Annotated in this window: 14 protein-coding genes; 7 read left to right on the plus strand and 7 right to left on the minus strand. The window is 70.3% G+C overall.

All coding sequences use genetic code 11. The annotated features are described in order from the left end of the window. Positions 1–81 precede the first annotated feature (81 nt). Together AC07RV_RS24635 and AC07RV_RS24640 are read left to right on the plus strand one after the other, a co-directional pair. Complete coding sequence (locus AC07RV_RS24635) at positions 82–765, plus strand: response regulator (protein WP_093340609.1); 684 nt, start codon at positions 82–84, stop codon at positions 763–765. Further along, positions 762–2,108 (plus strand): sensor histidine kinase, encoded by a 1,347-nt coding sequence (locus tag AC07RV_RS24640; protein WP_296784507.1) that lies wholly within the window; start codon positions 762–764, stop codon positions 2,106–2,108. Before AC07RV_RS24635 ends, AC07RV_RS24640 begins: the two co-directional genes overlap by 4 nt. Here the strand turns inward: AC07RV_RS24640 and AC07RV_RS24645 are convergent, their stop codons facing one another. Next, complete coding sequence (locus tag AC07RV_RS24645) at positions 2,109–3,230, minus strand: acyltransferase family protein (protein ID WP_296784503.1); 1,122 nt, start codon at positions 3,228–3,230, stop codon at positions 2,109–2,111. Positions 3,231–3,314: 84 nt separating this feature from the next. On the opposite strand from AC07RV_RS24645, the gene AC07RV_RS24650 reads away from it, so the two are divergent. Next, on the plus strand, positions 3,315–3,551 hold the full coding sequence (locus AC07RV_RS24650) for an oxidoreductase-like domain-containing protein (RefSeq protein WP_296784501.1): 237 nt from the start codon (positions 3,315–3,317) through the stop codon (positions 3,549–3,551). On the opposite strand, the gene AC07RV_RS24655 is transcribed toward AC07RV_RS24650, so the two are convergent. Next, the gene (locus AC07RV_RS24655) at positions 3,515–3,985 is read right to left on the minus strand and encodes a helix-turn-helix domain-containing protein (protein WP_296784499.1); all 471 of its coding nucleotides are present in this window, start codon (positions 3,983–3,985) and stop codon (positions 3,515–3,517) included. The genes AC07RV_RS24650 and AC07RV_RS24655 overlap by 37 nt on opposite strands. A 77-nt stretch (positions 3,986–4,062) precedes the next feature. Between AC07RV_RS24655 and AC07RV_RS24660 the strand changes: the two genes are divergently transcribed. Together AC07RV_RS24660 and AC07RV_RS24665 are read left to right on the plus strand one after the other, a co-directional pair. Next, on the plus strand, positions 4,063–4,932 hold the full coding sequence (locus tag AC07RV_RS24660; protein WP_296784497.1) for a class I SAM-dependent methyltransferase: 870 nt from the start codon (positions 4,063–4,065) through the stop codon (positions 4,930–4,932). Next, positions 4,925–5,425, plus strand: a complete 501-nt coding sequence (locus tag AC07RV_RS24665; RefSeq protein ID WP_296784495.1) for a DUF2938 domain-containing protein — start codon at positions 4,925–4,927, stop codon at positions 5,423–5,425. The genes AC07RV_RS24660 and AC07RV_RS24665 overlap by 8 nt, the downstream gene beginning before the upstream one ends. A 6-nt stretch (positions 5,426–5,431) precedes the next feature. Here AC07RV_RS24665 and AC07RV_RS24670 read toward each other — a convergent pair whose 3' ends face one another. From AC07RV_RS24670 to AC07RV_RS24685, 4 genes are all read right to left on the minus strand, one after another. Next, a complete protein-coding gene (locus AC07RV_RS24670; protein ID WP_093340600.1) occupies positions 5,432–6,202 on the minus strand; it encodes an ABC transporter permease in 771 nt (256 codons plus the stop codon). A gap of 9 nt (positions 6,203–6,211) precedes the next feature. Further along, a complete protein-coding gene (locus AC07RV_RS24675) occupies positions 6,212–7,063 on the minus strand; it encodes an ABC transporter ATP-binding protein (protein ID WP_093340599.1) in 852 nt (283 codons plus the stop codon). Beyond that, positions 7,063–8,097: an ABC transporter substrate-binding protein gene (locus AC07RV_RS24680; RefSeq protein ID WP_296784491.1), complete on the minus strand. Its 1,035-nt coding sequence runs from the start codon at positions 8,095–8,097 to the stop codon at positions 7,063–7,065. Before AC07RV_RS24680 ends, AC07RV_RS24675 begins: the two co-directional genes overlap by 1 nt. Positions 8,098–8,241: 144 nt before the next feature. Continuing rightward, positions 8,242–9,015, minus strand: coding sequence for an IclR family transcriptional regulator (locus tag AC07RV_RS24685; protein ID WP_296784488.1), 774 nt, complete (start codon positions 9,013–9,015; stop codon positions 8,242–8,244). Positions 9,016–9,165: 150 nt separating this feature from the next. Between AC07RV_RS24685 and AC07RV_RS24690 the strand changes: the two genes are divergently transcribed. Both AC07RV_RS24690 and AC07RV_RS24695 read left to right on the plus strand, forming a co-directional pair. Then, a complete protein-coding gene (locus AC07RV_RS24690) occupies positions 9,166–10,782 on the plus strand; it encodes an OPT/YSL family transporter (protein WP_296784485.1) in 1,617 nt (538 codons plus the stop codon). 43 nt (positions 10,783–10,825) lie between these two features. Continuing rightward, a complete protein-coding gene (locus tag AC07RV_RS24695; protein WP_296784482.1) occupies positions 10,826–11,890 on the plus strand; it encodes an S-methyl thiohydantoin desulfurase domain-containing protein in 1,065 nt (354 codons plus the stop codon). 10 nt (positions 11,891–11,900) lie between these two features. On the opposite strand, the gene AC07RV_RS24700 is transcribed toward AC07RV_RS24695, so the two are convergent. Further along, the gene (locus AC07RV_RS24700; RefSeq protein ID WP_093340591.1) at positions 11,901–14,201 is read right to left on the minus strand and encodes an NADP-dependent malic enzyme; all 2,301 of its coding nucleotides are present in this window, start codon (positions 14,199–14,201) and stop codon (positions 11,901–11,903) included. Positions 14,202–14,447 lie beyond the last annotated feature (246 nt).

Here is a 14,447-nt window from a genome sequence, read left to right on the forward strand (position 1 = left end):
TGAACCGGCCAGGGTAGGCGCCGGCATTGCGTGAACATTACGAGGTCCGATCGGGGCCGGCCTCTAGAATTCCCGCCCGATATGAGAATCCTGCTGGTCGAAGACGAAGCCGAACTCGCGCAGGCGCTGGCGGCGGCACTGCGCCAGAACCAGGCGGTAGTCGACGTGGCCGGCTCACTGCGCGAGGCACAGGACGCGGTGCTCGCGGGCCAGCACGAGGTGATCGTGCTCGATCGCGGCCTGCCCGATGGCGATGGCCTGAGCCTGATCGAGTTCCTGCGCGCCAACGGGATTGCGGCCGCGGTGCTGGTGCTCACCGCGATGGCCGACATCTCCGAGCGCGTGCTGAGCCTCGACGGCGGCGCCGACGACTACCTCGCCAAGCCCTTCTCGATGGACGAGCTGATGGCGCGCGTGCGCGCGCTCGCGCGCCGTCCCGCGCTGCGCGCGAACCCGGTCACCGCGCTGGCGCGGCTGCAGTTCGACCACCTGCAGCGGCAGGCGCATGTCGATGCGCAGAGCCTGCTGCTCACGCGGCGCGAACTGCTGGTGCTCGAAGCCCTGCTCGAGCAGCGCGGGCGCACCGTGCTGCGCGAATCGCTGCACGACCGCGTCTACGGGCAGGAGGGCGACATCCATTCGAACGCGCTCGACACCCATGTCTCGCGCCTGCGTTCCAAGCTCGACAAGGCCGGCGCCCAGGTCGAGATCCACGCCATCCGCGGCGTGGGCTACCTGCTGTGCGCGGCGCCGGGCGCCGCATGAAGCTGCTGTCGCTGCGCTGGCAGCTGATCTGGAGCCTGATCCTGCTGCAGGTGGTGGTGGGGCTGCTGGTGATGGGCGGCTTCATCGGACTGGCCTGGGTGCTGGGCCGGGTGGTCGACGAGACCGGCGAGGAGACGGTGCGCGTGATCCGCGATGCGGTCGTGCGCGCGGGCGACGGCGCACTCGCGCTCGCGCCCACGCCCGAGTTCGAACAGCTGCGCGGCAACGCCGGCGCGGGCCTGTGGTTCATCGTGCGCGATGCGCAGGGCCACCAGCTCGTGCAGGGCGAGGTGCCCGAGCGCTACCTCGGCCTGGCCGGACGCTTCGACGGCATCGACCGCGTGTGGATCGACCTCGCCACCAGCAACGGCCAGCCGAAGGCGCGCTTCGAGCGCGTCGAGACGCGCGCCGGCCCGGTCGCGATGATGGTCCAGACCGGCAGTCCGCTGTCGATGAAGAGCACGCTGCGCGGCACCGGCGTGGCCTTCCTGTTCCTGGTGGCGCCGATGGCGCTGGTCACCTGCCTCGGTGTGATCCTCGCGACGCCCTTCGTGGTGAAGCGCGGACTCAAAGGGCTGATCGCCACCGCCGCGCATGCCGAGAGCATCGACGTGCACGAGCGCACCACGCGGCTGCCGCTCGACGGCGTGGCCGGCGAGATCCGGCCGCTGGTCAATGCCGTCAATCGCGCCTTCGACCGGCTCAACGAAGGCTACGACCGGCAGGAGCGCTTCCTGGCCGACGCGGCGCACGAGCTGCGCACGCCGATCACCATCCTGCAGATCCGCCTCGAGGGGCTGCCCAACGATCCGCTCAAGGTCAAGCTGATGCAGGCCTCGGCGCGCTTGGCCACGCTGGCCGAGCAGTTGCTCGACCTGCAGCGGCTCGACGGCGTGGTGGTGCAGGCGCAGCAGGTGGACCTGAAGGCGCTGTGCGAGCGCGCGGCGGCCGACCTCGCGCCGCTCGCGATCATGAACCGCTGCAGCCTGTCGGTCGATGCGCCGCTGGCGATCGTGGTCGGCGGCGATGCGCCTTCGCTCGAGCGCGCGCTGACCAACCTGATCCAGAACGCGATCGAGCATGGCGGGCAGGGCTGCGACATCCAGGTGCGGCTGTGCGAGCCCTTCTGCATCGAGGTGCTCGACTCGGGGCCCGGCATTCCCGAGTCGGAACGCGAGCGCGTGGTCGAGCCCTTCCACCGGCTGGTGCCGCGCGGGCGCGGCGCCGGGCTCGGGCTGCACCTCGTGGCCGAGGTGGCGCACCTGCACCGCGGGCGGCTCACCATCGGCAGCAACGACACCGGCGGCGCGCGGATGCGGCTGGAGCTGAACCTCGGGACCTGATCAGGTCTTGCGCAGCCAGCGGTTGCAGGGCTCGGAGAAGCCTCGTGCCACCACCTGGCCCAGCAGCCCCGACGCGGCCAGCAGCGCGAAGTAGCAGAGCGGAATCCATGCGGCGCTCAGGCCCGTCTGCAGGAACAGCCAGGCGCCGGGAATCACCACGAACATGTGGATCAGGTAGACCTCGTAGCTGTGGCGCCCGAACCAGCGCAGCGGCGCGGCGGCCGCACCCGCGCACCAGCGCCAGGGCCGCCAGTGCGCCGCCACCAGCAGCAGCGCGAGGCCCAGTTCGAGCAGCGTGACCTGCAGGCCGAAGCGCGTGAGGCCGAGCTGGAACACCTCGCGCCGGAAGCAGAACACGCCCGCCACCAGCAGCGCCCCCGCGGCCAGCAGCAGCCGATGCACCGTGGCCGAGGGCGCGCGCGGCACGCGGTGCGCGAGCAGTGCCGCGAGGCAGCCGAAGGCGATGCCGTCCATGCCCGAGAGGTACGAGTGGTCCTGCCACAGCTCGTTGTCGCTCCACACGCTGCGCGCCAGCGGCCCGAGCGCGATCGGCACCAGCATCAGCAGCGCGAAGCGGCGCTCGCCGCGCGCGAGCAGGCACAGCCACGGAAAGCCCAGGTAGAAGGCCTCCTCGACCGAGAGCGACCACAGCACGCCCCAGGGGCCGGGCAGGTAGCCGACCTGCGCCTCGAGCCAGTTGAGGTGCAGGCCCAGCGCCGCGAGCAGCGCGCGCGGCAGCGAGACCTTCGTCGTGTCGAGCGCGGACCAGGCGCTGCCCGCGAGATGCAGCACGCTCAGTACCGCGAGCAGCAGCAAGAGGCTCGGCAGGATGCGCGCCGCGCGCAGGCGGTAGAAGGCACCGGGCGGCACGCGCGACAGCGTGCCCCAGCGGCGCAGCGAGGCGCTCGTGATCAGGTAGCCCGACACCACGAAGAACGCGATCACCGCGTAGTAGCCGCTCCTGAACACGATGCCCTGCAGGCGCGGCCCGAGCGCCTGCGCGAGCTCGGGCGGACCGAAGGGCAGGCGCAGGTTCGCATGCAGCAGGATCACGAAGACCACCAGCAGGCCGCGCAGCAGGTCGACGTGCGGCAGGCGGGGCAGGGCATCGGAGCGGACCATCGCGGCGATTCTGCGGACGATCGCCCGCGCGGCCTGAAGGGCTGCTGAAGCACCGACAATCGCGCCTCGACCGCCCCGCACCGCATGCCCGCTTCGCCTTTCGCCGACCCGGCCCTTCTCGCCACGCCGACCGACCTCGCCAGTGCCCAGGCCCTGATCGCGCGCATCGCGCCGCTGCTGGCGGCGCGCGGCCTCGCGATGCGCACGCCGCCGCCCGAACCCACCACCTGCTGCGGGCGCGGCTGCAACGGTTGCGTCTGGGAAGGCTGGCTCGCGGCGGTCGCCTACTGGCGCGACGAGGCCTCGTTGCTGCTCGACTGAGCGGCGCGCTTGCGCGGTGCCTTGCGATCGGGCGCGGCGATGGCACCCGTGCCCGCGGCGCGCAGGATGCGTCGGAAGGTCGGGCATTCCATGTGGCTGGGCGCGCGGCACACGGCCGCATGCCGCAGGCCGTCGCGCATCGCGGCGAGCTGGCGGATGGTGCGGTCGAGCTCGTCGGCCTTGGTCTCGAGCATGCGGCGGTCGATGCGCGGCTGGCCGTCGGGCGCGAACATGCGCGCGATCTCGTCGAGCGAGAAGCCGGCGGCGCGGCCCAGCGAGATCAGCGCGAGCTTCTCGAGCACGCCGGGATCGAACAGCCGGCGCAGCCCCTGCCGGCCCGTCGAGGCGATCAGCCCCTTCTCGTCGTAGAAGCGCAGCGTGGAAGCGGGCACGCCCGATTGCCTCGCCACCTGCGCGATATCCAGTGGTGCCATCCTCTTGACCTCAAGCCGACTTGAACTTGCATAGTGCGTTCTCCGCCTTCCGAAGGCAAGCCAGAAAGGAAAGAAAGATGCACCACACGCAAGAGTCCGGCAGCGAGCAGTCGCGGCTGTGGAACGGCCCGGCGGGCCGCGCCTGGGTCGACCGGCAGCCGCTGCTCGACCGGCTGTTCGCACCGCTCGGCACGCTGCTGACCGAGGCCGTGGCCGGGCGTCCCCTCGGCCGCGTGCTCGACGTGGGCTGCGGCACCGGCGCCGTCACGCTCGCGCTCGCGAGGCCGTCGGGCCATGCCGGCGAGTGCGTCGGCATCGACATCTCGGCGCCGATGATCGAGGCCGCTCGCGCACGCGCCGAGCGCGCGGGCTCGCAGGCGCGCTTCGTGTGCGCCGATGCGCAGACCCATGCCTTCGCGCCCGCCGGGTTCGACACCATCGTCTCGCGCCTCGGCGTGATGTTCTTCGACGACCCGGTCGCGGCCTTCGCGAACCTGCGGCGCGCCGCGCGCGACGGTGCCGCGTTGCGCTTCCTCGCGTGGCGCGCGGCCGCCGAGAACCCGTTCATGACCACGGCCGAACGCGCCGCGGCGCCGCTGTTGCCTCGACTGCCCGCGCGCCGGCCGGGCGCGCCGGGGCAGTTCGGCTTCGCGGACCGCGAGCGGGTCGAGGCCATCCTCGCGGAGGCCGGCTGGGGCGCCATCGCGATCCGTCCCGTCGATCTGGCGTGCAGCCTGCCCGCGCAGGAGCTCGTGCCCTACCTGAGCCGCCTCGGGCCGGTCGGCCTCGCGCTCGAGCAGGCCGATGCGGCGACGCGCGAGCGTGTCATCGAAACCGTGCGTGCCGCCTTCGAACCCTTCGTGCAGGGCGACGAAGTGCGCTTCACCGCGGCCTGCTGGCTGGCCAGTGCCGAGGCGGCCGTGCCGCACGAGGTGTTCCATGGCTGAGATCGGCGAACTGCTGGTGCGCGCCGTGCCGATCGGCATCGGTGCCACGGTCATGATGGACCTCTGGGCCGTCGTGCGCCGGCGCGTGTTCGGCCTGCCTTCGCTCGACTACGCGCTGGTCGGCCGCTGGGTCGCGCACCTGCCGCGCGGGCGCTTCGTCCATCGCCCGATCGCGGCCACCGCGCCCGTGCCCGGCGAGCGCCTGCTGGGCTGGGTGCTCCACTACGCGACCGGCATCGCATTCGCGCTCGTGCTGCTGGGAGTCGGTGGCCTCGACTGGGCGCGGCGGCCGACGCCGGGCCTCGCGCTGCTGGTGGGCATTGGCACGGTGGCGGCGCCCTGGTTGCTGATGCAGCCCGGCATGGGCACGGGCCTCGCCGCGCGCCGCACGCCGCGCCCGTGGGTGGCGCGCTGGCACGGCCTCGTCACGCACGCGGTGTTCGGCCTGGGGCTCTACCTCGCGGCCTGCGCGCTGTCGGTGCTCAGCCCCTGAAGCGCCTCACTGATTCTGCGACCCGCGGTGCGCCCAGCCCGTGGTGTGCTTCTCGACCACGCTGAAGAGCTCGTACATCAGCATCGCCATCGCGCCCACCACCATCAGCCCGGCGAAGGCCAGGCCCATCTGCATCGACGAGCCGGCCGAGATCAGCAGGTAGCCGATGCCCTCGTTGGCCGCGGTCATCTCGCTGACCGTGGTGCCCACGAAGGCCAGCGTGATCGCGACCTTGAGCGAGCCGAAGAAGTAGGGCATGGAGCGCGGCAGGCCGATCTTCATGAGCACGTCCCAGCGCTTGGCGCCGAGCACGCGCAGCACGTCCTCGAGCTCGGGCTCGAGCGTGGCGAGGCCGGTCGCGATGTTGACCATGATCGGGAAGAAGCTGATCAGGAAGGCCGTGAGGATCGCGGGCCCGATGCCGATGCCGAACCACACGACCAGGATCGGCACGAAGGCCGCCTTGGGCAGCGCGTTGAAGGCCGTCATCAGCGGATAGATGGCCGCATAGGCCAGGCGCGAGCTGCCGATCACGAAGCCGAGCAGCACGCCCACCACGATCGCGAGGCCGAAGCCCGCCATCGTGACCCAGAAGGTGCGCCAGGCATGGCCCGCGATGATCTCCTTGAACTCCCAGAATTGGTTCCAGATGCGCAGCGGGCTCGGGAAGATGAAGTCCGAGACGCCGAAGCCCGCGCAGATCACCTGCCACAGCAGGATCACAGCCACGAGCAGCAGCCAGGGCGACCAGCGTTCGAGTTGCTTGTTGTTCTTCATGGCCGCTCCTCAGTGCGCCACCGCCGCGGCACCGGTCGCGCCGGCGGCATTGCCGCGGATCGCGCCGATGTGGCTGCGCAGCTCGAGCACGATGTCGGTGAACTCCTTGGTGTAGGTGAGCTCGAGCTCGCGCGGGCGCGGCAGCTCGATCTCGCGCTTGACCACGAAGCGGCCCGGGCTCTTGCTCATCACGTAGACCGTGTCGGCCAGGAACACCGATTCGCGCAGATCGTGCGTGACCAGGATCACATTGAAGCGCTGCTCGGTCCAGAGGTCGCGCAGGATGCACCAGAGCTCCTCGCGCGTGAAGGCGTCGAGCGCGCCGAAGGGCTCGTCGAGCAGCAGCATCTTGGGCTCGTGGATCAGCGCGCGGCAGATGCTCGCGCGCTGCTGCATGCCGCCCGAGAGCTGCCACGGGAACTTGTCCTCGTAGCCGCCCAGGCCCACCTTCTGCAGCAGGCGGCGCGCGCGTTCCTCGTACGCCTTGCGCTTGGCCTTGAAGTTCGAGCGGTAGGGCTCGACGATCTCCAGCGGCAGCAGCACGTTGTCGACCGTGGTGCGCCAGGGCAGCAGCGAGGGTGCCTGGAAGGCCATGCCCGAGATCTTGAGCGGCCCGGTCACTGGCGCGCCGTCGATGCGGATGCGGCCCATCGACGGCATCCTGAGCCCGGTCGTGAGCTTCATGAAGGTCGACTTGCCGCAGCCCGAGGGGCCGACGATGGCGATGAATTCGCCGCGCTTCACCTTGAGGTCGATGGCCTCGACCGCGAAGTGGTTGGCGCGCAGCAGCTCCTCGTTGTAGGCGAGCCAGACGTCCTGGAAGTCGACGAAGGGGGCGGCCTCGTTCGCAGCGTCCGCCATCACTTGCGCAGGATCCCGCTGAGTTCGGCCGCCGGCGGCAGCAGCGCGGAGGACCACACGGCCTCGGGGCTCACGCGGGTCTTGGTGTTGAAGGCGTCCGACACCTGCGAGGCCATCAGCGACAGGCGACCCGCATTCACCGCGCCGAAGCCGTCGGCGCGCGCGTCGGCGCTGTTGATCACGGTGTCGATCGCGAGCTGCAGGCGGCGCGTCTCGAGCTTGCTGTCGACGATGCCGTCGCGCGCCTTCACCGATTCGATGCCCTGCGCGGGATTGGCGATCACTTCCTTGGCGCCCTTGGCGAAGGCCGAGAGGAATTTCTTCACCGCTTCGGGGTTCTCCTTGATGAGCTTGGGCGAGGCGATGATGACGTTGCCGTAGAGCTTCACGCCGTAGTCGGGGAAGGGCAGGATCACCACGTCGGCCGTCTTGGCGCCGCGCGCCTCGAGGTTGAGCAGCGAGGTGAAGGTGAAGCCGGTGATGGCGTCGATGTCGCCGCGCATCAGCATGGTCTCGCGCAAGGTCGGGTCCATCGCGGTCCAGTTGACCGTGCCGATGTTGTTGGCCTTGGCGAAGATCGGGAACGCGCGGCGGCCCGCGTCGAACACCGGCGCGCCGAGCTTCTTGCCCGTGAGGTCGGCGGGCTTGGTGATGCCGCTCTTCTTGAGCGTCATGACCGAGGCCGGCGTGTTGTTGTAGACCATCATCACCGCGACCGGCTTGTTCGGGCTGTCGGGGTTGTTGGCGTGGAATTCCATCAGCGCCGCGAGGTCGGCGAAGCCCATGTCGTAGGCACCCGAGGCCACGCGCGTGACGGTGCCGCCCGAGCCGTTGCCCGCGTCGATGGTCACGTCGAGGCCGGCTGCCTTGAAGTAGCCCTTGGCGGCCGGATGCAGGAACAGCGCGGCCGGTCCCTCGAAGCGCCAATCGAGCTGGAACTTGATCGGCGTCGTGGCCTGGGCGAAGGCCGAGGGCAGGCCGAAGCTCAGGGCCGAGGCGGCGAGGAAGGACTGGAGCAGATGGCGCTTGTTCATGCGGGCTTGGTTCCGTGAAAGTGAATGCTTCCGGATTCAAGCAAAAACGGTGCCCGCACGTGATTGGTGCGAACCCTTCCCGCGATTCAAGGCGGTGCGCGCCCAGTGAAAAACTGCACCGCGCACGGGAAAAACCTTCGAAATTCAGAGGACGTTGGCACCGAAAGCGAGCCAATACGGGTCGCCGATGCGCTTGCCCACGTTCGCCGCGGCATCGCGCACCACGGCGCCGTAGCGCTCGACCAGCGGCTCCGACAGCAGCTCGGCCGGCAGCGCGACGCCGAAGGCATAGGTCTGGCGCGTGGCCGCGTCGAACACCGCCGACGAGATGCCCGCCACGTTGGTCACGTACTCGCCGCGCGACAGGGCCCAGCCGGTCTCGCGGATCACGGCCAGCCGCGCCATCAGGTCCTTGCGCGTGCGCGGCGCGTCGCCGCGGCCCTGGTCGAGCCGGCCGCCGAGCAGCGCCGTCACTTCCGCATCGCTCAGGCGCGCGAGCAGCGCGCGGCCCATCGCGCTCGAGTAGGCCGGCGCGCGGCTGCCCGGCGGCGTGTAGATCTGCAGCGCGCCCGCACCGGCGCGCATCTGGATCACCAGCGTGTCGGCGCCGTCGAGCACGTTGATGTAGCCCGTGAAGCGGGTCTGGTCGACCAGCGCGGCGAGCGCCTCCTCCACCAGCGAGGCGGCGTTGCGCGAGGCGCGGAAGTGGTAGGAGGCTTCCATGATCACGCCGCCCGGGCGGTAGGCGCGCGTGGCGGCGTCGCGGTCGAGGAAGCCGTAGCCGGCCATCATGCTCAGCGTGCGCGAGGCCGAGCTCTTGGGCAGGCCGAGCTCGTTCACCACGTCCGTCACCGTGATGTCGCGGCGCAGGCGCGCGATCAGTTTCAGGACGTCCATGGCGTTGGCGAGGGTGCTCATATCTGGGGTCGGTGGATCGAGGGAATCATAGGTTCGGCGCGCGACGGAGATACGGGCTCGGGTGAACCGCGCTTGACAGCGCCCGGACCGGTTCTATGATGCGGTTCAATATTATTGCATCAAGTTCCAAAAAATGGAACTACTGAAAAGATGAGCATCGATACCGAGGCCACGGCGCTCGCGCCGCTGCACGACCACACCCCGCCCGCGCTGCACCCCAAGGCCCTGGCACCGGCCAACCTGGTCCTCACGCTGGTGCTCAGCGTGTTCGGCGCCATCGTCGGCATCCAGATGCTCGCGAGCCTGGGCATCACGCCGAGCACCTCGCTGATCGGCGCGCTCGCGGCCATGACCCTGGCGCGCGTGCCGCTGGCCATGTTCCGCGGCTTCCGCTCGGTGCATGCGCAGAACCTCGCGCAGACCAGCATCTCGTCGGCCACCTTCGGCGCGGCCAACAGCCTGTTCCTGCCGATCGGCATCCCGTTCCTGTTCGGCCTGCCCGAGATGGTGGTGCCGATGCTGGTCGGCGTGAGCCTCGCGATGCTGCTCGATGCCTGGCTGCTCTATCGCATGTTCGACACGCCGGCCTTCCCCGCGAAGAACCCGTGGCCGCTGGGCATCGCGGCGGCCGAGGCGATCAAGGCCGGCGACGGCGGCGGCAAGCAGGCCTGGCTGCTGCTGGGCGGGCTGGCCACGGGCGCGCTGGGCGCGGTGTTCAAGCTGCCGATGTCGGCCTTCGGCGTGGCGCTGATCGGTGGCCTGGGCGCGATGACCGCGTTCGGCATCGGGCTGCTGGTGCGCGGCCATGCCTTGCCCTTGACCGGCATCGACATCGGCGCGCTCTACCTGCCGCACGGGATGATGATCGGCGCCGGCATCGTGGCGCTGGCGCAGGTGGGCCACGTGGTGCTGAAGAAGCACGGCGTCACTGCAGGCGCGCCCGATGCGCGCGGCGCCCGCGCGCTGGGCCGCTCGCTGCGCCTGGGCGGCATCGGCTACCTCGCGATCATGGTGCTGCTGGCCGTGGGCACGGGCGTCTACCACGGCATGTCGCTGGGCATGCTCGTGGGCTTCGTGCTCTACGGCACCTTCGCGGCCTTCGTGCACGAGCTGATCGTGGGCATCGCGGCCATGCATTCGGGCTGGTTCCCGGCCTTCGCGGTGGCGCTGATCTCGCTTCTGATCGGCATCCTGATCGGCTTTCCGCCCGAGGCGCTGGTGGTGCTCGCGGGCTTCTCGGCCGCCACCGGGCCGGCCTTCGCCGACATGGGCTACGACCTCAAGGCCGGCCACCTGCTGCGCGGCGAGACCTCGGGCACGGCCTTCGAGACCGCGGGCCGGCGCGAACAGATGATCGCCGGCATGGTGGGCTTCGCGGTGGCGATCGTGGTCGTGGCCTGCAGCTGGCGGCTGTTCTTCGCCAACCACCAGACGGCGCCGATCAACGCGGCCTACGTCGCGGCCATCCAGGCCGGCATCTCGGGCGACACCGCGCGCAACCTCGCGCTGTGGGCCGTGCCGGGCGCGCTGCTGCAGCTCGCGGGCGGCGCGCGCCAGCAGCTCGGCGTGCTGTTCGCCACCGGCCTGCTGATCGCGAGCCCGCTGGCCGGCTGGATGGTCGCGGCCGGCATCGCCTGCCGGCTGCTCGTGCAGCGCGTGATCGGCAGCGCCGCGCGCGAACGGCTCGAGGTGTTCGCGGGCGGCGTGATCGCGGGCGACGCGCTCTACAGCTTCTTCTCGGGCGCGGTGAAGAGCCTGCGCAAGTAGCCATCCCTTCTTCTCATTCGTCACACACAGGAGCCATGCATCCATGAAACGCAATCTGACCCCCGACGACGTCCGCGCGGCCATCTGGGGCGGCGCCATCCTCGGCGGTGGCGGCGGCGGGCTGATCGCGGCCGGCGAGCGCGCCGCCACGCTCGCGCTGCAGGTCGGCACGCCGCAGCTGTGGAGCGTCGACGAGTTCGAGCCCTCGGCGCTCACCGCCACCATGGCGCTGGTCGGCGCGCCGGCCGCGCCCGATCCGCACGTGCAGCCCGCGCACCTGCTGCGCACGCTCGAGCTGCTGCGCCGCGAACTGCCGCCGGGCCGCAAGCTGGTCGGCCTGCATGCCAACGAGAACGGCGCCGAGACCACGGTCAACGGCTGGTTCCATGCCGCGATGAGCGGCCTGCCCGTGATCGACCTGGCCTGCAACGGCCGCGCCCATCCGTCGAGCGTGATGGGCGCGCTGGGCCTGCACACCGAGCCCGACTACCTCTCGGTGCAGGCCTATGCGGGCGGCGAGCCGCAGCGCTATGTCGAGGGCGTGGTGTCGGGCCGGCTCGAGCGCACCTCGGCCGTGGTGCGGCGCGCCTCGGTGGAGGCGGGCGGCCTGGTGGCGGTGGCGCGCAATCCGGTCGAGGTGGGCTATGCGCAGCGGCACGGCGCGCCCGGCGCGATCAGCCATGCGATCGCGCTCGGCCAGGCCTGGCTCGACGGTGGCGTCGACGCCGTGGCGCGCTCGCTCGAGGGCCGCATCGTGGCCGAGGGCACGGTGCGTGGCTACCGCTGCGAGCAGCAGGAGGGGCTGGACGTGGGCGTGGTCGAGCTCGACGATGCATCGCGCACCGTGTTGCGCTTCATCAACGAATACATGCTGCTCGAGCAGCAGGGCCGGCGCGTCGCGCGCTTCCCCGACCTCGTGATGACCTTCTCGGACGAAGGCCGGCCGGTGGTGTCGGCCCATGTGCGCGAGGGCGCGCGCCTGCGCGTGCTGGTCGCGCCGCGCGCGCGGCTGCTGCTGTCGCGCACCATGTTCATGCCCGAGCTCTACCGGCCGCTCGAGCAGTCGCTCGGCGAGGCTTTCGCACCCGCCGAGGACGCCGTGGTCTGAAGCGACCCGCTTACTTGTCGACCGTGACCTTCGCCACCGCCAGCGCCGTCATGTTGATGATGCGGCGCACCGTCGACGAGGGCGTGAGCACGTGCGCCGAGCTCGCGGCGCCCAGCAGCACCGGACCCACCGTGATGCCGTTGGCGCCGGTCATCTTCAGCACGTTGTAGAGGATGTGGGCCGAATCGAGGTTCGGGCACACCAGCAGGTTGGCCTCGCCCGAGAGCGTGCTGTCGGGCAGCGCGGTGCGGCGGATCTCTTCCGAGAGCGCCGCGTCGCCGTGCATCTCGCCATCGCATTCGATGTCGGGCGCCATCTGCGCGAACAGGTCGCGCGCCAGGCGCATCTTGCGGCCCGAGCCGCGCGAGGAGCTGCCGTAGTTCGAGTGCGAGAGGAAGGCCACCTTCGGCGGCAGGCCGAAGCGGTGGATCTCTTCGGCCGCCATCAGCGCGATGCTGGCGAGCATCTCGGCGCTCGGGTCCTCGTTCACGTTGGTGTCGGTGATGAAGATGGTGCGCTTGTCGAGCGTGAGCGCGTTCAAGGTCGCGAAGCCGGGCGCGCCGCGCTTCAGGCCGATCAGGTCGCGGATGTGCTCGAGGTGGGCGTCGAAGCGTCCGACCATGCCGCAGATCATCGCGTCGGCGTCGCCGAGGTGGATCATCAGCGCGGCGATCACGGTGTTCGAGCGGCGCACCGCGGCCTTGGCGGCCTCGGGCGTCATGCCGCGGCGGCCCATGAGCTTGTGGTAGCTCTCCCAGTAGATGCGGAAGCGCGGATCGTCCTCGGGGTCGACCACCTCGAAGTCGGTGCCCAGGCGGATGTGCAGGCCGGCCTTCTTGATGCGCGTCTCGATCACGGCGGGGCGTCCCACCAGGATCGGCCGTGCCAGGCCTTCGTCGACCGCGTACTGGGCCGCGCGCAGCACGCGCTCGTCCTCGCCCTCGGCATAGGCCACGCGCTTGGCGGTGGCCAGCTTGGCGGCGGTGAACACCGGGCGCATGAACATGCCGGTCTGGTAGACGAAGCGCGTCAGGTGCTGGCGGTAGGCATCCATGTCCTCGATCGGGCGCGTGGCCACGCCCGAGGCCTGCGCGGCCTTGGCGACGGCCGGCGCGATGCGCAGGATCAGGCGCGAATCGAAGGGCTTGGGAATGATGTAGTCGGGGCCGAAGGCCAGTTCCTGGCCCGCGTAGGCGGTGGCCACTTCCTCGCTGATGTCGGCCTTGGTCAGGTCGGCGATCTCGCGCACGCAGGCCAGCTTCATCTCTTCCGTGATCTTGCTCGCGCCGCAGTCGAGCGCGCCGCGGAAGATGTACGGGAAGCACAGCACGTTGTTGACCTGGTTCGGATAGTCCGAGCGGCCGGTGGCGATGATGCAGTCGGGCCGCACGGCCTTGGCGAGCTCGGGGCGGATCTCGGGCTCGGGGTTGGCCAGCGCCAGGATGATCGGCTGGCGCGCCATGGTCTTGACCATGTCGGCCGTCATCACGCCCGGGGCCGAGCAGCCGAGGAACACGTCGGCGTCCTTCACCACGTCGGCCAGCGTGCGCGCGCCGGTGTCGGGCTGCGCGTAGCGTGCCTTCGATTCGTCGAAGCCGCCCGCGCGGCCGGTGTAGATCAGGCCCTTGGAGTCGCAGGCGTGGATGTTGGCGGGCTTCACGCCCAGGCCCACCATCACGTCGAGGCAGGCGATGGCGGCGGCGCCCGCGCCCGAGACGGCGATCTTCACGTCCTCGATCTTCTTGTCGACCAGTTCCAGGCCGTTGATCAGCGCGGCGGCCGAGATGATGGCCGTGCCGTGCTGGTCGTCGTGGAACACCGGGATGTTCATGCGCTCGCGCAGCTTCTTCTCGATGTAGAAGCACTCGGGCGCCTTGATATCCTCGAGGTTGATGCCGCCCAGCGTGGGCTCGAGCGCCGCGATGATGTCGACCAGCTTGTCGGGGTCGTTCTCGGCCAGCTCGATGTCGAACACGTCGATGCCGGCGAATTTCTTGAACAGGCAGCCCTTGCCTTCCATCACGGGCTTGGCGGCCAGCGGGCCGATGTTGCCCAGGCCCAGCACGGCCGTGCCGTTGGTGACCACGCCCACCAGGTTGCCGCGCGCGGTGTATTCGGCGGCGGTGGACGGATCGGCCGCGATGTCGAGGCAGGGATAGGCCACGCCCGGCGAATAGGCCAGCGACAGGTCGCGCTGGTTCAGCAGGGGCTTGGTCGGGGTGATCGAGATCTTGCCCTTGACGGGCGAACGGTGGTACTCACGGGCAGCTTCGCGCAGTGCTTCTTCTGCCGGTGACAGGGGGGCGGCCATGGAAAGTCTCCTTGTTTCTACGGGCGACGAGGCTACCGCAAAAGCGCTACCTCTTCTTGCCAGGGCGATGCCGAAAAAGCCTGAACCCATAGCGGGCGTGGGAGAGAGCGGGTGCGCCTGGTCCGGAACGGGGGGCCGAAACGGGTTCGACGCGGCCCGAGGGTTGGCTAAACTGCGCTTTGGCCGGTTGCGGCCCTGCCGCGAGGGCGGCTTCATCCTCCACATGACAGAACGACAACAAGAGGC

The organism is Variovorax sp. GW821-FHT09B01 (assembly GCF_059418345.1).